The 19,330-nt window shown below is 71.1% G+C and carries 10 protein-coding genes; 8 read left to right on the plus strand and 2 right to left on the minus strand.

Features of this window, described 5'->3' with window-relative positions; genetic code table 11:
• The first annotated feature begins 410 nt into the window (after positions 1-410).
• The 5 genes from ACWD4G_RS19050 to ACWD4G_RS19070 all read left to right on the plus strand — a co-directional run bounded on the left by ACWD4G_RS19050 (position 411) and on the right by ACWD4G_RS19070 (position 10,775).
• Entirely contained in the window at positions 411-1,283 is an 873-nt protein-coding gene (locus ACWD4G_RS19050; protein ID WP_451294775.1) for a S8 family serine peptidase, read from the plus strand.
• A gap of 306 nt (positions 1,284-1,589) precedes the next feature.
• Positions 1,590-2,972 (plus strand): alpha-amylase, encoded by a 1,383-nt coding sequence (locus ACWD4G_RS19055; protein WP_451294777.1) that lies wholly within the window; start codon positions 1,590-1,592, stop codon positions 2,970-2,972.
• Positions 2,973-3,133: 161 nt separating this feature from the next.
• A complete protein-coding gene (pulA, locus tag ACWD4G_RS19060; protein ID WP_451294779.1) occupies positions 3,134-8,566 on the plus strand; it encodes a pullulanase-type alpha-1,6-glucosidase in 5,433 nt (1,810 codons plus the stop codon).
• A 182-nt stretch (positions 8,567-8,748) separates the two neighbouring features.
• The gene (locus ACWD4G_RS19065) at positions 8,749-10,380 is read left to right on the plus strand and encodes a SpoIIE family protein phosphatase (protein WP_451294781.1); all 1,632 of its coding nucleotides are present in this window, start codon (positions 8,749-8,751) and stop codon (positions 10,378-10,380) included.
• Between the two features lie 41 nt (positions 10,381-10,421).
• Positions 10,422-10,775 carry a 5-carboxymethyl-2-hydroxymuconate Delta-isomerase gene (locus ACWD4G_RS19070; RefSeq protein ID WP_451294783.1) on the plus strand — a complete coding sequence of 118 codons (354 nt, stop codon included), beginning with the start codon at positions 10,422-10,424 and terminating at the stop codon, positions 10,773-10,775.
• 90 nt (positions 10,776-10,865) lie between these two features.
• Here ACWD4G_RS19070 and ACWD4G_RS19075 read toward each other — a convergent pair whose 3' ends face one another.
• Together ACWD4G_RS19075 and ACWD4G_RS19080 are read right to left on the minus strand one after the other, a co-directional pair.
• Positions 10,866-11,558, minus strand: a complete 693-nt coding sequence (locus tag ACWD4G_RS19075; protein WP_451294785.1) for a TetR/AcrR family transcriptional regulator — start codon at positions 11,556-11,558, stop codon at positions 10,866-10,868.
• 95 nt (positions 11,559-11,653) lie between these two features.
• Positions 11,654-13,579 carry a hypothetical protein gene (locus ACWD4G_RS19080; RefSeq protein WP_451294787.1) on the minus strand — a complete coding sequence of 642 codons (1,926 nt, stop codon included), beginning with the start codon at positions 13,577-13,579 and terminating at the stop codon, positions 11,654-11,656.
• Between the two features lie 757 nt (positions 13,580-14,336).
• On the opposite strand from ACWD4G_RS19080, the gene ACWD4G_RS19085 reads away from it, so the two are divergent.
• The 3 genes from ACWD4G_RS19085 to ACWD4G_RS19095 are packed head-to-tail and all read left to right on the plus strand — an operon-like array spanning position 14,337 to position 19,323.
• Positions 14,337-17,918, plus strand: a complete 3,582-nt coding sequence (locus tag ACWD4G_RS19085) for a CHAT domain-containing protein (RefSeq protein WP_451294788.1) — start codon at positions 14,337-14,339, stop codon at positions 17,916-17,918.
• A complete protein-coding gene (locus ACWD4G_RS19090; protein WP_451294790.1) occupies positions 17,915-18,634 on the plus strand; it encodes a hypothetical protein in 720 nt (239 codons plus the stop codon). Before ACWD4G_RS19085 ends, ACWD4G_RS19090 begins: the two co-directional genes overlap by 4 nt.
• Positions 18,634-19,323, plus strand: a complete 690-nt coding sequence (locus ACWD4G_RS19095) for an RES family NAD+ phosphorylase (RefSeq protein ID WP_451294792.1) — start codon at positions 18,634-18,636, stop codon at positions 19,321-19,323. The genes ACWD4G_RS19090 and ACWD4G_RS19095 overlap by 1 nt, the downstream gene beginning before the upstream one ends.
• Positions 19,324-19,330 lie beyond the last annotated feature (7 nt).

Here is a 19,330-nt window from a genome sequence, read left to right on the forward strand (position 1 = left end):
CACGCGGGGCCGGTCACGCCGGTGACCTGGTCGTTCCTCAGCAGTTCACCTGCGAGGAGGAACTGGCCCCGGTCTGCCGCCACCAGTGCAGGGGCGCCCATGACCCGCGCGCGTGCGTGCGGAGGTGCCTCGCGAGGCTCTGCTCAGTCAAGTGGTGACCCGTCGCTCCGACGGCGTCCGATCTCAGGCCCGGTGATCCGATATGACCCTGCCAGGATTCCCCCGTACGTCCCGGTCCGCCGTGGCCGGTGACCGACTGTTCCCCCAGCAGATCCCCTGCGAGGACGAGTTCAGGCCACCTTGCGAGTCCGGGTGCGAGCACTCATGGAATCCCGACTGCGTCGACGAGTGCATCGAGGAGATGTGCTCCACGCCCTGGCCGCCGAAATGACCCCGGCCGGCGTCGTGCCGTGAACCCCTTGGACCTCGTCGGCCTCCCGCCGCTCATGGCGCGTACCGCCGGCCGGTCCTCGGTGGTCGTCGGCCTCGTCGACGGACGGGTCGACCTGGCGCACCCCGCCTTCGCCGGCCGCTCGGTCCGCGAACTCCGCCCGGCAGCGGGTGAAACGGCCTGCGGCCGGGCCGACGTCTGCTGTGCGCACGGCACGGCCGTCGCCGGGATCATCGCCGGGGACCAGGGCATCAGCCCCCGCTGCACCCTGCTGTCCCGCCCCCTCTTCACCGACCGTCCCGCCGACGGCGGCCCCGCGACCTGCCTCACCGGAGTACGGACGGGGGAGTTGGCCGAGGCGATCACGGAGGCCGTCGACGCGGGCGTCCACGTCCTGAACCTGAGCATGGCCCAGCCCGCGCCCTCCGGACTCCGCGACCACGCCCTGGAGGCGGCACTCGACCATGCCGCCCGCCGGGGTGTGATCGTCGTGGTCGCCGCCGGGAACCAGGGCCGTGTGGGCTCCTCCGTCCTCACCGAACACCCCTGGGTCGTCCCGGTCATCGCCTACGACCGCGCCGGGCACCCCATGCCGCAGTCCAACCTCGGCGCCTCCATCGGCCGCAACGGTGTGGGCGCCCCCGGAGACCGTATCCAGGCGCCGGGCCCCGACGGCCGCCCCTTCACCCTGAGCGGTACGAGCGCCGCCGCGCCCTTCGTCACGGGTGCGGCCGCCCTGCTGTGCTCGGCCTTCCCGAACGCCGGCCCGGCGGCCGTACGCCACGCGCTCACCCACGGCCCGGGCCGCCGCCGTTCGGTGACCCCGCCCCTGCTGGACGCCCGGGCCGCGTACATGGCCCTCCGGAACTCCCACTCGGGGAACGGAATCTGACGCCCTCTCGGCCCCCGACCCGACGCCCTCTCGGCCCCCGACCCGACACCCTCTCGGCCCCCGACCCGACGCCCTCTCGGCCTCCGGTCCGACGCCCTCCCGGAGCGGGACCGGACGTTTCGGTCGCATCGGGACCCGGGGCGTTTCAGTCGCATGAAGAAGGCGTGTCCGGAGGGTTGACCGTGTGACAAGTGGACTCGTACCTTCCTCTCGGTTGAAATATTTCAGCCATCTTGCAGCAAGAATCGGCAACCGATCTTGCCGCTCTCCCTTTGACCGGAACCCTTCAACGGAGAAGGACCCCACATGGCCAGCAGAACCCTCTCCGGCGCGCTCGCCCTCGCGGCGGCCGCGTCCATCGCGGTCGCCGTCCCCAGCGGTACCGCGTACGCCTCCCCGCCCGGCACCAAGGACGTCACCGCCGTGCTCTTCGAGTGGAAGTTCGACTCGGTGGCGGCGGAGTGCACGAACCGGCTCGGCCCCGCCGGTTATGGATACGTCCAGGTCTCGCCGCCCGCCGAGCACATACAGGGCTCGCAGTGGTGGACCTCGTACCAGCCCGTGAGCTACCGCATCGCCGGGCGGCTCGGTGACGCCACCGACTTCCAGGACATGATCGACACGTGTCACTCGGCCGGGGTGAAGGTCGTCGCCGACACCGTCATCAACCACATGTCGGCCGGCAGCGGCACCGGCACCGGCGGCTCGTCGTACACCAAGTACGACTACCCGGGCCTGTACTCGTCGTTCGACTTCGACGACTGCACGGCCACCATCAGCGACTACACCAACCGCACCAACGTCCAGAACTGCGAACTCGTCGGCCTCGCCGACCTGGACACGGGCGAGGAGTACGTCCGCTCGGCCATCGCCGGTTACATGAACAGCCTGCTCTCCTACGGCGTCGACGGCTTCCGTATCGACGCCGCCAAGCACATCCCGGCCGCCGACCTCGCCAACATCAAGTCCCGCCTCAGCGACACCTCGGTGTACTGGAAGCAGGAGGTCATCTACGGCAGCGGCGAAGCCGTCCAGCCCACCGAGTACACGGGCAACGGGGACGTCCAGGAGTTCCGCTACGCGTACGACCTCAAGCGGGTCTTCAACAACGAGAACCTCGCCTACCTGACGAACTACGGCGAGGGCTGGGGGTACATGAGCGGCGGCGTCTCCGGTGTCTTCGTGGACAACCACGACACCGAGCGCAACGGCAGCACCTTGAACTACAAGGACGGCGCCAACTACACCCTCGCCAACGTCTTCATGCTGGCCTACCCGTACGGTGCCCCGGACATCAACTCCGGCTACGAGTGGTCCAGCACGGACGCGGGTCCGCCCAACGACGGTACGGTCAACGCCTGTTGGCAGGACGGCTGGAAGTGCCAGCACGCCTGGCCGGAGATCGAGCGCATGGTCGCCTTCCGCAACGCCACGCGCGGTGAGTCCGTCACCGACTGGTGGGACAACGGGGCGGACGCCATCGCCTTCGGCCGGGGCGGCAAGGGCTATGTCGCCATCAACCACGAGTCGAGCAGCCTCAGCCGTACGTACCAGACGTCCCTCCCCGCAGGCACGTACTGCAACGTCCAGAACAACACGACGGTGACCGTGAACAGTTCGGGCCAGTTCACGGCCACCCTCGGTTCCAACACCGCGTTGGCGATCTACACGGGCAAGTCCAGCTGCTGAAAACTCTTGCCATCGGTTTCAAGACTCTTGCTGAAATGCTTTCGTCGGCGATACGGTCGCGCGGGGTCGGACCCGAGGGACCGATGAGTTCGACTGAGTACGACTGAGTTCGGCTGAGCTTCACGGGCCCTGAGAGCCGCACATCGCTAGGAGTCCACGTCTTGATACCGAGATGGCCGGTGCCGTCGAGGCGCCGAACCGCCCACGCCGGACGGGTCGCCACCGTCAGCGCGGTCACCGTGACCGCGCTGACCGCGGCCCTCGTCCAGCCGCTCGCCGCCGGGGCCGCGACCCCGCCCGCGCCGCCCTCCGACGCCCAACTGGCGAAAACCGCCGCCCGGCACGATCTCACCCGGGAGCAGTTCTACTTCGTACTGCCGGATCGATTCGCCAACGGCGACAAGGGCAACGACAAGGGCGGCCTCACCGGCGGCCGCCTCACCACCGGGTACGACCCCACCGACAAGGGCTTCTACCAGGGCGGCGACCTCAAGGGCCTCACCCGGCGGCTCGACTACATCAAGGGCCTCGGCACCACCGCCATCTGGCTCGCCCCCATCTTCAAGAACCAGCCCGTACAAGGCACCGGTGACAACGCCTCCGCCGGCTACCACGGGTACTGGATCACCGACTTCACCCAGGTCGACCCCCACTTCGGCACCAACAAGGACCTCGAAACCCTCATCTCCAAGGCCCACGCCAAGGGCATGAAGGTCTTCTTCGACGTCATCACCAACCACACCGCCGATGTCGTCGACTACGAGGAGAAGTCGTACGAGTACCTGTCCAAGGGGGCCTTTCCGTACCTCGCGAAGGACGGCGGGCCCTTCGACGACGCCGACCACGCGGACGGGGACAACGGCTTCCCCAAGACCGACCGGGACTCCTTCCCCCGCACTCCCGTCGTCCCCGCCGCCAAGAAGAACCTCAAGGTCCCGGCCTGGCTCAACGACCCGACGATGTACCACAACCGGGGCGACTCCACCTGGGCCGGTGAGTCCGCCACCTACGGCGACTTCGTCGGGCTCGACGATCTGTGGACCGAGCGCCCCGAGGTCGTCGAGGGGATGGAGAAGATCTACGAGAAGTGGGTGCGGGACTTCGACATCGACGGCTTCCGGATCGACACCGTGAAGCACGTCAACACCGAGTTCTGGACCCAGTGGGCCACCGCGCTCGACGCGTACGCGGCGAAGAAGGGACGCGACGACTTCTTCATGTTCGGCGAGGTCTACTCCGCCGACACCTCCATCACCTCGCCGTACGTCACCCAGGGCCGCCTGGACTCCACGCTGGACTTCCCCTTCCAGGACGCGGCCCGCTCGTACGCCTCCCAGGGCGGCAGCGCCCAGAAGCTGGCCGCCGTCTTCGGTGACGACTACAAGTACACGACCGACAAGGCCAACGCCTACGAGCAGGTCACCTTCCTCGGCAACCATGACATGGGCCGCATCGGGACGTTCCTCAAACAGGACGACTCGGATGCGAGTGACGCCGAGTTGGTGAAGAAGGCGAAGCTCGCGAATGAGTTGATGTTCCTCAGCCGTGGGAATCCCGTCATCTACTACGGCGACGAGCAGGGCTTCACCGGCGCCGGCGGCGACAAGGACGCCCGGCAGACGCTCTTCGCCTCCCAGGTCGCCGACTATCTCGACGACGACCGACTCGGCACCGACCGTACGCACGCCGAGGACGCCTACGACACGAGTGCGCCGCTCTACCGGCAGATCAGCACTCTCGCCAAGCTCCGCAAGGCCAACCCCGCCCTCGCCGACGGCGTCCAGACCGAGCGGTACGCGGCCGACGGAGCCGGTATCTACGCCTTCTCCCGCACCGACGCCCAGTCCGGCGTCGAGTACGTCGTCGCCTTCAACAACGCCGACGAGGCCAAGTCGGCGACCTTCGCCACCGGTTCGGCCGGCATGACCTTCAAGGGCGTCTACGGGACGACCACGCACACGACCAGCGACTCGGACCGCAAGATCACCCTCACCGTCCCGGCCGGTTCCTCCATCGTCCTCAAGGCCACCGGCAAGCTGCCCAAGCCCGCCACCGGGCCGGCCCTCGGCATCGAGGCCCCGGCCTCCGGCGCCACCGGCACCGTGGAGATCGGCGCCGATGTGGACGGCGGCGGGCTCAACCGCGTCGTCTTCGCCGCCCAGATCGGCAACGGCAAGTGGCGCACCCTCGGCTCCGCCGACCACGCCCCCTACAAGGTCACCCAGACCCTCGACGAGGACATCGCACCCGGAACCGCCCTGAGCTACAAGGCGGTTGTGGTCGACTCCACCGGGCGTACGGCAAGCGCGACCGCCACCTCGACCACCGGCACCCCACCCGCCCCGGAGGTCCCGACCGCCTCCTTGCGCGACTACGCGATCGTCCACTACAAGCGCGCGGACGGCGACTACACCGACTGGCGGCTCTACGCCTGGGGCGACATCGCCGAGGGCGAGGAGACCACCTGGCCGGACGGCCATGACTTCATCGGCCGTGACGCGTACGGCGCCTTCGCCTACGTCAAGCTCAAGCCGGGTGCCTCGAACGTCGGTTATCTCGTCATCGACAGGGACGGCGACAAGGACGTCTCCGCCGACCGTTCGATCGACGTGACCAGGACCGGGGAGATCTGGGTGGAGCAGGGCAAGGAAGCCGTGCTGACCGAGAAGCCCGCCGCCGACTACCCCGAGCAGGACAGGACCAAGGCCGTCCTCCACTACCACCGCGCCGACGGGAACTACGACGGCTGGGGCCTGCACGTCTGGGCCGGTGCCGCGAACCCCACCGACTGGTCGAAGCCGTTGGAGCCGGTGCGCACCGACGCCTACGGCGCGGTCTTCGAGGTGCCGCTCAACGACGGGGCCACCGGCCTCAGTTACATCATCCACAAGGGCGACGAGAAGGACCTCTCCGCCGACCAGTCCCTCGACCTCAAGGCCAGCGGCAACGAGGTGTGGCTGCTGAACGGCCAGGAGAAGTATCTGCTCCCACAGCCTGCCGGTTCCGCCGCCGCCCTCGACCTGACCACCTCCAAGGCGATCTGGATCGACCGCGACACCGTCGTCTGGAACGGCGACGACACCGCCGCCTCCACCCAGCTCCTCTCCTCCCGCACCGGCTCGATCAAGGCGGCGAACGGCACCCTCGCCGGCACCGACGAGCGCTGGCTCCGCCTCACCAGGTCGACCCTGACCGACGCCCAGAAGGCCAGGTTCCCGCACCTGGCCTCGTCCACCGCCTGGACCGTCGACCCCCGCGACCGCGACCGGGTCCGCGAGGCTCTGCGCGGCCAACTCGTCGCCTCCCAGCGCGCCGCCAACGGGGCCGTGCTCGCGGCGACGGGCGTCCAGATCGCCGGCGTACTCGACGACGTGTACGCAACGGCCGCGTCCCACGAGGACCTCGGGCCCACCTTCCGCAACGGCCGCCCCAGCCTCGCCGTTTGGGCACCGACCGCCCAGCAGGTCGCCCTCGACCTCGACGGCCGGACGGTGGCCATGAAACGCGACGCCACCACCGGCATCTGGTCCGTCACCGGCGAGAAGTCCTGGCGGAACAAGCCCTACCGCTACGTCGTGAAGGTATGGGCGCCCAGCGTCGGTGAGATCGTCACCAACAAGGTCACCGACCCGTACTCCGTCGCCCTGACCGCCGACTCCGAGCGCAGCCTCGTCGTCGACCTGGGGGACAGGTCGCTGGCCCCGGCGGGCTGGAACTCGTACACCAAGCCCGAGGCCGTACCGCTCAAGGACGCCCAGATCCAGGAGCTGCACGTCCGGGACTTCTCGATCGGGGACAGGACCGTCCCCGCGAAGGACCAGGGCACCTACCTCGCCTTCACCGACAAGGACAGCGACGGCAGCGAGCATCTGCGGCAGCTGGCGCAGGCCGGGACGTCGTACGTCCATCTCCTCCCCGTCGCCGACATCGCCACGATCCCGGAGAGGAAGGCCGACCAGGCGACGGTCGACTGCGATCTGCCCTCCTACGCCGCCGACTCCGAGCGGCAGCAGAAGTGCGTGGCCGAGGTCGCCGCGAAGGACGCGTACAACTGGGGCTACGACCCGTACCACTACACGGTCCCGGAGGGTTCGTACGCGAGCGATCCGGACGGGACGAAGCGCACGGTCGAGTTCCGGAAGATGGTGAGGGCGCTCAACGACGACGGGCTCGGGGTCGTGCTGGACGTGGTCTACAACCACACCCCGGCGAGCGGGCAGGCCGACAAGAGCGTGCTCGACAAGGTGGTGCCGGGCTACTACCACCGGCTGCTGGCGGACGGTTCCGTGGCCACCTCCACCTGCTGTGCCAACACCGCGCCCGAGAACACCATGATGGGCAAACTGGTCGTCGACTCGATCGTCACCTGGGCCAAGGAGTACAAGGTCGACGGATTCCGCTTCGACCTCATGGGGCACCACCCGAAGGCCAACATCCTGGCCGTGCGGAAGGCCCTCGATTCGCTGACCCTCGCCAAGGACGGCGTCGACGGGAAGAAGATCATCCTGTACGGGGAGGGCTGGAACTTCGGGGAGGTCGCCGACGACGCCCGGTTCGTCCAGGCCACGCAGAAGAACATGGCCGGGACCGGTATCGCCACCTTCTCCGACCGCGCCCGTGACGCCGTACGCGGCGGTGGCCCCTTCGACGCCGACCCGGGCGTCCAGGGCTTCGCGTCCGGCCTCTACACCGACCCCAACTCCTCGGAGAGCAACGGCACTTCGGCCGAGCAGAAGACGCGGCTGCTGCACTACCAGGACCTCATCAAGGTCGGCCTGAGCGGCAATCTCGCGAACTACCGGTTCACCGACACGGGCGGCAAGGAGGTCAAGGGCTCCGAGGTCGACTACAACGGGGTCCCCGCCGGATACGCGGACGCCCCCGGCGACGCCCTCGCCTACGTCGACGCCCACGACAACGAGACCCTGTTCGACGCGCTCGCCTTCAAGCTGCCGCAGTCCACCAGCGCGGCCGACCGCTCCCGGATGCAGGTCCTCGCCATGGCGACGGCCGCGCTCTCCCAGGGCCCGGCCCTCTCCCAGGCGGGCACCGACCTGCTCCGCTCCAAGTCCCTCGACCGCAACTCCTACGACAGCGGCGACTGGTTCAACACCATCCATTGGAGCTGCCGGGACGGCAACGGGTTCGGGCGGGGGCTTCCGCCGGCCGCCGACAACGAGTCCAAGTGGCCCTACGCCAAGCCCCTGTTGACCTCCGTCGGGGTCGGCTGCGCACAGATCGAGGGCGCTTCGGCGGCGTACCGGGACCTCCTGCGTATCCGCACCACCGAGGACGTCTTCTCCCTCGACACGACCGCCCAGGTCCAGTCGAAGCTGTCCTTCCCGCTCTCCGGCGAGGACGAGACACCCGGCGTGATCACCATGCAGCTGGGCGACCTCGTCGTCGTCTTCAACGCCACCCCCGAGAAGCGGAACCAGACGGTGACGGCCCTGGCCGGAACGGACTACACCCTCCATCCCATCCAGGCACAGGGCGGGGACTCTACCGTCAAGGGATCGTCCTACGAAGCGGAATCGGGCACGTTCGCTGTTCCGGGGCGGACCGTCGCGGTATTCGCACGGGCGGCGCGGTAGGGCGCTAGCTTGGGTGGTGCGGGCCGAGGGGGCGACCCGTACCACCCACGTGTTCGTCCGGGTTCTTCGGCCTCTGGGGTATCCGAAGCCGCCGAGCCCCGGTGACCCCTCGCCCCGGTCCGGCCCTCCAGGACCGGGGCGGCCCACCTGTCCCCCTGTCCCCGGTCCATCGCGAGCGCCTCATGAGTCTCTTGGCCGACAGCCTCTTGGCCGACGAAGCGGGCACCACCGTCATGGTGGTCGACGACGCCGCCACCAGCCGTTACGCGATGGGCGCGGTACTGCGCCGGGCCGGACACCGGGTCGTCCCCGTCGCCAGCGCGGGCGAGGCCCTCGCCGAACTCGACGTCCGCCTCCGCGCGGGCTCCCTGCCCGATGTGGCCCTCGTCGACGTCGGCCTGCCCGACATGAGCGGCTTCGAACTCTGCCGCCGGCTCAAGGCCCGGCCCCCCATGTCCGCCCTGCCCGTCGTCCACTTCTCCGCCGCGGCCGTAGCGCCCGGCGACCGCTGCCGGGGACTCGACGCGGGCGGCGAGGCCTATCTGACGGTGCCCGCCGAACCCGAGGAGATCCAGGCCGTCGTACGGGCCGCCGTACGCGGCGCCCGGATGCGCAACGGCGCCGAGGCCCTCGTACGCCGGCTCACCCTGCTCTCCGAGGCCATCGTCGACGTCCAGGCCGCCCGCAGTCTGGAGGAGCTGGCCGGTGCCGCCGCCGAGGGGGCCGCCCGGCTCACCCGGTCACCGGCCGCCGTGTTCGTGCTCGGCGAGGACGGCGAACTCCACACCGGCACCTCCCGGGCCAGGGCCCGCACCACCCTCCCCGACGCCGGCGCCCACGAGGCCGTGGCCCGGCTGATCCGCCGGCTCACCGCAGCCGACCCCGAGCCGCACGACACCGTGGTACCCGCCCCGCTGTGGCCCGCCGGGTTCTTCCGGGCCGGTATCGCCGAGGACGCCCGCCTCGTACTGGCCCGCACCGAGGGCGGCACCCCCATCTGCATCGCCACACCCGTACGCGCCACCCGCACCGTCGCCCCCGACACCGCCGGCCTCGTCGCCCGCCTCGCCCAGGCCACCGCCCTCGCCGCCCAGCCCCTGCTGATGTACCAGGTCGAACGCCATGTCGCGCTCACCCTCCAGCACAGCTTCCTGCCCAAGCGGGTGCCCGACTTCCCCGGCCTCGACATCATCGTCCGCTATGTCCCCGCCTCCCGGCAGACCGAGATCGGCGGCGACTTCTACGCCGTCGTCTCCACCCCGGCCGGTGTCCTCACCGCCGTCGGGGACGTGGTCGGGCACTCGCTGGACGCGGCCACCGTCATGGTCGAGATCCGGCACGCGCTACGGGCGTACGCCGTGGAGGAGGCCGACCCCGCCGCCGTGGCCCGGCGACTCGACCACATGCTCCAGCACTACCACCCCGACCTCACCGCCACGGTCTGTCTGGCCCTGGTCGAGCCCGGCAGTGGGCACGTCCGGATCGCCAACGCCGGGCATATCCCGCCGCTGATCGTCCATGAGTCGGGCAGCGCCGAGTATGTGAAGGCCGCCGGGCCGCTGTTGGGGCTCGGCCTCGACCGGCCCGAGCCCACGGAGACCGTTCTGTGGCCGACCGATCGGTTCCTCATGGTCACGGACGGTCTGATCGAGACCCGGGGGATCGATCTGTCCCAGTCCCTGGAACACCTCCGGTCCGCCGCGGCGGACGCTCCGCTGGGGACGTCCGCGTTGTGCGACACCTTGCTGCACTGCTTCGGGAGGGATCGGGAGGACGACATCGCGATGCTGGCGTTGCGCCTGCGGCTAGGCTGAGCCGGATTGTCTGTTGTGGAACTGGTTGCCGGGAGGGCCCCATGCCGTTGATCACCGTGGATTACTCGTCCGTACTTGCCGATGGCTTCGACCGGCCCGGGTTCGCCCGTGCGCTCCATGACGAGGTCGTACGGACTGCCGCTGCCAAGCCGGAGGCTTGTAAGACTCAGTTCCGGGCCTGTGAGGACCCGGTCGTCGGGCCGGACACCGAGGGGCATGCCATGGTGCACGTCATGCTGGCGCTGCTTGCCGGGCGGACGGAGGAGACGAAGGCGGCGTTGACCGAGAACGTGGTCGGGCTGTTGCGGGAGTTTGTGAAGGCGTCCGGGGTGGCTCTGCATGTGTCGGCGGAGGTGCGGGACCTTGATCCCTCTTACCGGAAGTTCGATGTGTAGACAGCGCCGTTGGGGTTTGGGCGTTTCTTCGGCTGCGGGTTCGTTGTGGTTGCTCGCGCAGTTCCCCGCGCCCCTAAAAGACCAAAAGAACTAGTGCTCAGCCAGAGTCACTAGGCGCCCCACCAGTTCACCGAACGGACCCTCCCTCGGTTCCTCGGCGAGGATCTTGCGGAGCAGCGTTGCCATTTCCTCGTCCTGTGTGGCGCTCACCGCTGTCAGGGCCGCGAAATCGTGGACCAGTTGGGTCTCCAACTCACTCCTCGGGATCTTGCGGCCCTCCAGCCAGATCAGGGCCGTGGACTCGGCCAGGGAGATCCAGGAGCGGACGATCAGTTCGAGGCGGGCCGGGGGGTTCTCGATCTCCAGGTGCGAAAGGATTTGGACATAGGCGGCCTGGCGGACGCCGTCGATGAGGGCGTTGGTGCGGGAGGAGCCCACGGCGGGGCCGCCGCGCATGAGGGCGGAGAAACCGGGGCCGTGTTCGTCGACGAAGTCGAAGAAGCGGCGCATCACACGGAGCAGCCGGGCGCCCAGCGGGCCCTCGTGAGGCTCGACGAAACGGGTGGCCAGATCCTCGGCCGCTCGCTTCAACGCCGCTTCGTACAGGCTGAGTTTGCCCGGGAAGTAGTGGTAGACGAGCGGCCGTGAGATCCCGGCCGCCGTCGCTATCTCATCGATGGAGACCTCTTCGGGCGAGCGCCCGCTGAAGAGTTCGAGGGCGACGCCGATCAACTGCCGGCGTCGCTCCTCCACACCCATCCTGCGGCGCACACCCGTTTTCATGCGAACACCTTACCGATTGATTCCGGCCCCCGACGGGCCGGATCGAGTGACGGTGGTGCGGGGTGGCGCGGGGGTGGTGCGCGGGGCGAGAGCGGTCAGAGTGCGTTGATCTCGCGGCCGCCCGTGAGCGTTCCCTTCAGTTGGGCCTTGGCGTCGGGGGCGGCCGGTACGGCGAGGAGGTTGCCCCGCGCCGAGCCGGTCACACCGCCGGTCGCCGTGAGGGAGACGGTGTCCTTGCCGCCGGCGGCGAGGAGGTAGGACTGTCCGGCCGCCGACTTCCAGCGCCCGGTGGCCAGCACATGCGGGTCGGCGGTGCCGCAGGTCGGGCGGTCGTCGGCGGCGGCGGTCACGAAGGCGCCGTCGGGGGTGTTGAACTGGGTCATCACCCTGCTGCCCGCACCCCGCCAGGTCTCCGCCCGGGTGCACATCCAGTCGGCGGTGCCGCTGCCGTCGGGCAACGGCTGCCGTGCGAACTGCCAGGCGTTCACGGCCCGCACACCCTGCGACCGCATGGCGCCGAGCGAACAGGCGAACGGTGCCCAGGCGTCCAGCGCGGTGGTCGCCTCGGCGGGGGCGGCGGAGGGGCGACCGGCGGTCAGATGCGCCGGTGTCACCTCGGACAGGTCCGACAACAGCCGGGTGCGCCCCGCCGCGTCGGTCAACTGCAACACCTCCCACGAGGCGCACTCCCCGGTCCGTACCGCCGGGCTCGCGAACGGCGCCGTCACCCCGTCCTCCGACAACTCCAGCGCCGCCGTCCGCTCGGCGGGCCGCGCCAGATCCCGTACGGCCGCCTCGCGCACCCAGGGCGCGGTCAGATAGCGGACGTTGCCGTCGGCCCGGCCCAGCACCAGGGCGCTCGCACCGGCGCCGGACGCGCCGTCGACCCGGGTGAGGTCGAGGGCGGCGACGCTCGGATCGTCGACCGGTTCGGCGTAACGGGCGACGCGCAGACCGTCGTACAGGACGACGACCTTGGTGTTGTCGATCTCGCCCGCGTACAGCAGTTGCGGCGGGCCGGGCGGGGGGCCGGCCGGGGTGGAGAGGGTGACCGCGACCTGCACGGACTCGCCGGGTCGGGCCCATACGGCGAGGGCCCGCCGCAACAGCCCCTTGTCGCCGGTGAGTTCGCCGCGCGCGGGCCAGGTGGAGAAGTCGGTGCGGCCGGTCGACTGCCAGGCCGTGGCCGACGCCGTCGTCAACCGCGCGGGGTTCAGGGCGGCCTGGGCGGCCGGGTTCAGCGCGTACGGGGGAGCCGCCGCGCCGTCCGGCCCCCATGCCTCGCCGGGCAGCCCGAGCAGCGCCCCGCACGCGACCAGCGCGGCCGTGGCGGCGAGCGCGGCCTTCACATGCTGGCGCCGCCGCATCAGATCGGTGGGCCGGGCGTGCAGCGAGCACGGATCGAACTCGGGGGAGGTGAGCAGCGGATAATGCCGGACGGCGATGGAGTCCGCCGCCTCCTGCATGGCCGCCGCCGGGTTGCCGACCCCGGCCTCCTCCAGCAGCGCCCTGATCGCGGGGTCGGGCAGCTTCTCCAGCCCCCGCAGTACGTACACCGCGCGGGCCGGGGCGGACAGGCCCGACAGCCGCTGGTCCAGGGCGAGTTCATCGGCGCCGCCCGAGCGGGGGAAGAGCCGCAGGCCCCACACCCGTGGCAGCAGGGGCGGCAGCTGGGCCCGCTTGGGCCAGGCCCTGCGACGGAGCGGAAGCCCTGCTTCCAGGGCGGTCCGCACGACCTGGAGCCGCACATACGCGTACCCCGGGTTCCGCTCCCGCCCCGTCGCCTGCGCCGGAATCATCGACGTCGCCTTGCGTCGTCCCCTCGGCAGCGCCCGCTGCGCCAACGCGTGCGCCGTCAGCACCCGCCGGTTGCGCCCCAACGCCGGCGGCAACGTCAGATAGGCCAACCGGACCAGACGCGGATAATGCTCGACGAGCGCGGCCTCCGCCTGCTCGACATCCACCACCGAATCCTGACCGTGGGAACCTGCGGGGCGCGGGGCGACATCCTGTGACTGCACGTTCAGCAGAACGAGCGAATACACGGATGGGTCACGTGACCGCTGCCGCACGGCAGGGACGGGCGCGGCGTCCGCGCTCGGTGACACGACCGCCACGGACTTTCAGGGTCACGGGGCTGTGCCGATGCGCGGCTCCGCCGCGCGGGCGCGATCAACCCGTGCTTTTCAGGGTCGCGGGGTTGTGCCGATGTGCGGCTCCGCCGCGCGGGCGCGATCAGCCCGTGCTTTTCAGGGTCGCGGGGCTGTGTCGATGTGCGGCTTCGTCGCGTGGGCGCGTTCGGCCTGTGCTTTTCAGGGGTGTGGGGTTGTGTCGGTGTGCGGCTTCGTCGCGTGGGCGCGTTCGGCCTGTGCTTTTCAGGGTCGCGGGGCTGTGTCGGTGTGCGGCTCCGCCGCGTAGGCGCGATCAGCCCCTGCTTTTCAGGGGCGCGGGGAACTGCGCGAGCAACCCCCACCCACCCGCACCCGACCCACCCACCCCCTCGGGGGTCGAAGGGGCGCAGCCCCTGGGGTTGGGACGGGTAGGGGCGGCGGGGGCGAGACACTCCTGGGCGAGCCCCCACGGCCTTCCCGTACCGGCCCACGGCCCTCCCGCACCCAGCTCCCCCCGGCCCCCTCCCGGGCGTAAGCCGGGCGGGTTTCGGGTGTTGGTTGGGCGATTGCCGGAAAAGCTCGTTGACCGGGCGGTGTTGTGCGGTCCAGCTCGTCATCATGAGGGGCGGGACCGTGTGTTGATGTCCTCGGGACGTGAGGAGTGGTTGTGGGGGAAGAAGAGGAGAACGGCGGGGTTCAGGCGCTGCGGACCTGGGCCGGTGAGGCCGTCGGGCGGGCGAGGGCGTTGCTGCCGGTGCCGGGCACGGTCGCCAGACCCTCCCGCGCCCACGACGACTCGATCACCGAACTAGGCGCGCTCTCCCGTCTGTTGGACCACGACCCTCCGCTGCGCAGCTCGGCGACCCTGTGGCTCGGCGGTGCCCTCACCCTGCGCCACGCCGCCGGGGGCGGAACCCCCGAGGACCGGGACCGGGCGCACGGTCTGCTGCGGGACGTACGGGACCCGGCGACGGCGATCGGAGCCGCTGCCTCCACCGAGGACCGGCGGTGGGCGGCGCTGTTCCTGCTGACACACGCGTTGCCGCTGCAGGAGATGCTGGGCGGGCTCGCGCCGGAGCCGGACGCGACCGCCATGTTCGACATGATCACCCGGCTGGGACCGAACGGGATGCTCGCCTTCGGGGCCGAGATGCACGAGCTGGTGACCGACGCCGCCGAGCTTCCGTTGCCGCCGGAGACCCTGAGCATGCTCCGGCAGGTACGCGACCTCTACGGCAGCCCCTCGGTCGACGGCATGGTCGACATGCTCACGACCCTCATACCCGACGACGGCCAGCCGGGCACCGAGCAGATGCGGCAGATGTTGGCGAGCTTGCTGACGACGATGGCCGGTGGCGCGGGCTCCGGCACGGCACCCGGTCCCGGCTCGGGCACGGCAACCCGTCCCGGCCCGGAGACGGCAACAGGCCCAGGCCCAGGCCCCGGCCCGGCACCTGGTACCGGCCCCGGCCCCGGCCCCGGCCCGGACACAAGCGCTACCCGCGCCACCCCGGGCGCCTCCCGCAAGACCGACGCCGCCACCCCGGCTCACTCCGGCAACGCCGACCCCAACGCCCCGGCCCCTTCCGGCAACGCCGACACCAACACCCCGGCCCCCGCCGACCAGCCCGCCGACCACGCCGGCACCCCCGACCCGGCACCCCCGGGCGGCGCGACCCCCGGTGACGCCGGCCCCGACGCCCCGCCCATGTTCCGTACCCCCGACGACTTCCGTCGTCTCATCGCGGCGGTGCAGGCCGCCAACACCACGTCCGTCGACTTCGTCGACAACGCGGGCGGCGGTGACCCCGCCGCTCTCAATCAGCAGTTGAAGCGGCTGCGTGAGGCGTTGGACGGGCTGCCGGACGGTGTCCCCAACAAGGACGCTCTCGAAGGGCTGATGGCGCTGCTGCTCGGGGCGAGCGAGGGTGCCGGCGGGACGCTTCAGGACCAGGCGCTCGGGCTCGCGCACACGGGGACGATCGTCGACTTCCTGCGGCGCCAGTCGAAGACCTCGATCCCCATGGCCGACGGCTTCGGGATCATGGCGGACGTCATGCGCGTGATGACCGACGTCCGTACCGCCGGTCAGACCGAGGACGAGCAGAGGCTCCGCGACCTCGTCTCGGAGGCCGAGGCCCTGGCCGACACCGTCCCCGACGACCACGACTTCCGCTGCCTGGCCCTCCTCGCCAGGGCCATGGCCCGCCTCACGCTCGGCCGGTTCACCCAGGACAGGGAACTGCTCCTGGGCGGTCTCACGGACTTCGACGACAGCAGGGCCGCCGCGGGGAACAGCGCCCTGCCGATCGGGGACGACGTGCTCACGGCCGTCGTTCCCGAGATCGAAGCCGCGCGCGCCTACCTCACCGACGACGCGGCGTTCATCCCGGACCGGGAGGTACCGCCACCGGACGCCCCCGCCGACCGGCTGTACTCCGCCGCGAACCGCCTCGGCATGCGCTACGGCCTCACCAAGGACCGGGCGGACCTCGATGCCACCATCACCACGCTGGAACGGCTCCGCGAACACATCCGGCAGGGCCGGGCCCCACGCGTCGCGGCCCGCTCCCTGTGGACGCTCGCCGACTGCCACCGCGCCCGCTGGCACCGGGAGCACAGCGAGTCCGACGCGGACGCCGCCATCGACGCGGCGAACGAGGCCCTGACCACCCTCGCCGCCGACGTGCTCCTCCAACTCGGCGCCGAACACCGTCTGACGACCGCCCGCAACGGCGCCTCCCTCGGGGTACGGGCCGCCCTGTGGGCCGCCGCCCACGGCAAGGTGCACGACGCGGTCGCCGCTCTGGAGCTGGGCAGGGCACTGGTGCTGCAGGCGGCGGCCACCTCCCGGGCCGTACCCGATCTGCTGGAGGAGCGCGGCCATCCCGAACTCGCCGCCGCCTGGCGGAGGTCCGGCGCCGCCGACAGCGCGGAACTGCCCGCGGAGCTGCCCAGCACCCTGCGCCGGGAAGCCCTGGAGGCCCTCGGCTACCGGGAGCCGGGAAGCCTGCTCAGCACCCCCACCCTGCGCGAACTGGCGGACGGCGTCGGCGAGGCCGGCGCGGACGCGCTGATCTATCTGGTCCCCGGCGGCGACGGCGAGGCCCCGGGCATGGTGCTGGCCGTGGGCCCCGAGATCGGCATCGGCGTGGGCGCGCTCCCCACGCTCTCCGAAGCGGACAGCGGCCCCCTGGAGCGGTACCTCGACGCGGGCAAAGCCCGCTCCGACGCCCCGCACGACAAGCAGGTCGAACAGGCATGGGAGGAGGCCCTGTCGGAGCTGTGCGACTGGGCGTACGAGGTGTTCGTCCACGTCCTCGCCGGGCTGGAGGAACATCTCCCGGGCGACGCCGCCGACCGCCGTACACCCCGGGTCGTCCTGGTCCCCTGCGGCCGCCTCGGGATCGTCCCCTGGCACGCGGCCCGCTTCCCCGAGGACGCCCCGTACGACTATCTCTGCCAGGCCCTGGTGATCAGTTACGCGGCCTCCGGCAGCCAGTTCCTGCGTACGGTGAAGCGCGCCCCGCGCGATCCGATCTCGGCCCCGGCCATGGTGGCCGACCCGAGCCTGTCGCTGACGTACGCCGAGCAGGAGGTCCTGGAGCTGCGCGAGGCCTTCTATCCGGGGGCGCGGCTGTACGGGGACTACGGCAGCCTGCCGCCCGACTCGGTGCCGACCGGTACCCCCGAGCAGCTGCTGGCCCTGCTCGCCCAGGACCACTCGATGGTCCATCTGGCCACGCACGGCCTGGCGGGGCCGCGGCCCACGGAGTCGGCCCTGCATCTCGCGCCCCCGGAAGGCGAGGAAGGCGAGGAGAGCGGCCGGCTCACCGTGACCCGGCTGCTCGACCGGCCCGCCGGACAGGAGGCGCCGGACGGCCCGTTGATCGTGCTGAGCGCCTGCGAGACCGATCTGAGCACCCGCGACCACGACGAGGCGCTGACCCTCACCACGGCGTTCGTCTCGGGCGGCGCACGTGATGTCGTGGGGTCGCGGTGGACCACCCGGGACAGCGCGTCGATGCTGCTGGTGGCGGTCTTCCACCACCATCTGCGGGCCGGGCTCGGCCCCGCCGACGCCCTGCGGGCCGCACAGCTGTGGATGCTCGACCCGGACCGCCGGGACCCGGGCCGCCTGACCGACCGACTACGGCACGACATCCGCCGCCCCGACCTCGGGCGGCCCGCCCTCTGGGCCGCGTTCATCCACCAGGGCCACCCCGGCGGGGGGAAGGAGACCGTATGACCACGGGTGACGACAACGGGACGAGGGTGCTCGGCCTCATCGCCGAACACCACGACAGCATCCGCGACCGCCTGACCGACGAGCAGTACCAACTCCTGCTCACCCGGCTGAGGGCGCTCGCCGACACCCCGCCGGACGACGCGAGGGCCGTACGCAGGGCCTTCCAGGCCGTACGCCTCTGCCTGGTGGTGCTGCCGTACGACCATCCGGTCCGGGAGGCACTGGACTCCGTCCGGCTCGTCGGCACGGCGCCGGTCAGTCGGCCGACCGTCCTGCGGACGCGCGACCTGCTGGCCCGCCTCACGGCCGACCCGCCACCGCCCGACACCGAGGCAGACCCGCCCGCGCCCCCCGACACCGAGGCCATCATCGACACCGTCGAGCGCCGGCTCCTCGAAGCGCCCGCTCTGTCGGACGCCGAGGTCCGCGACAGATACCGAGGTTCGGAGCCACCGCCCGAGCTGATCCGGCTCGACGATCCCGACCTCGGTGACCGCTACCCCGAGTTCCAGTTCGAGCCCGGCGGCGGAGCACCGTACCAGGTGGTCCTGGAGGTCAACCGGGTGCTGCTCGCCGACGCGGACCCGTGGGGGGCCGCCGACTGGTGGCTGAGCGGCAACGCGTGGCTGGGCGGCGGGCCGCCCGCCGACCTCCTCGGCATCCGGCCTGACCGTGAACTGGTCGGCGCCGCCGTCGCGTTGGTGGAGGGGGACTGATGCGCGAGGAAACCGTGCCGCCCTCCGCGTACCGCTTCCGGCCGCACTGGGAGGTGCTGCCCGCCGGTACGCAGCTGTGGCGGATGCACTCGTCGCGGTTCGCGGCCGAGGAGTTCAAGCCGTTCGACCCGGAGCACGGCCCGCACGGCCGCTTCAACGGCACACCCGAGGACCCGTACCCCTGTCTGTACGCGGCCATGGACGCGGAGACCGCGCTCGCCGAGACCCTGCTGCGCTCGGTCCCCTTCGACGCGAAGACCAATACGCGACTGGTCCTGTGGGCGCAGGTGCGGGGCAAGTCGCTGAGCGTGGTGCGGACCAGGTGCGAGCTGAAACTGGTCTCGCTGCTCTCCGGGCGGGCGCTCGCCGCCGTCCGCCAGGACAACCGGCTGCTGGAGAGCGAGGGGGCGGAGCACTACGAGAGCACACGGAACTGGGCGCGGGAGATCCGGGCGCAGGCGCCGGACGCCATGGGGATGATCTGGGGCTCGAAGCGCAACCCGTCCCAGCGTGTCCTGGTGCTCTTCGGGGACCGGCTCGCGGAGGGGACGGACCTCGCGGACGGGCCGCTCGAAGCACTGGCGTACCGCAGCATCCCGGACCTCGGCTCCCCGGACGGCATCGAGGAGGCCAACCAACTGCTCCAGCCGCTGGGTTCGGCGATCAGGAAGCCGCGTCGCCACCCCTGAGCCCGGC

Source organism: Streptomyces sp. NPDC002643, from assembly GCF_053592555.1.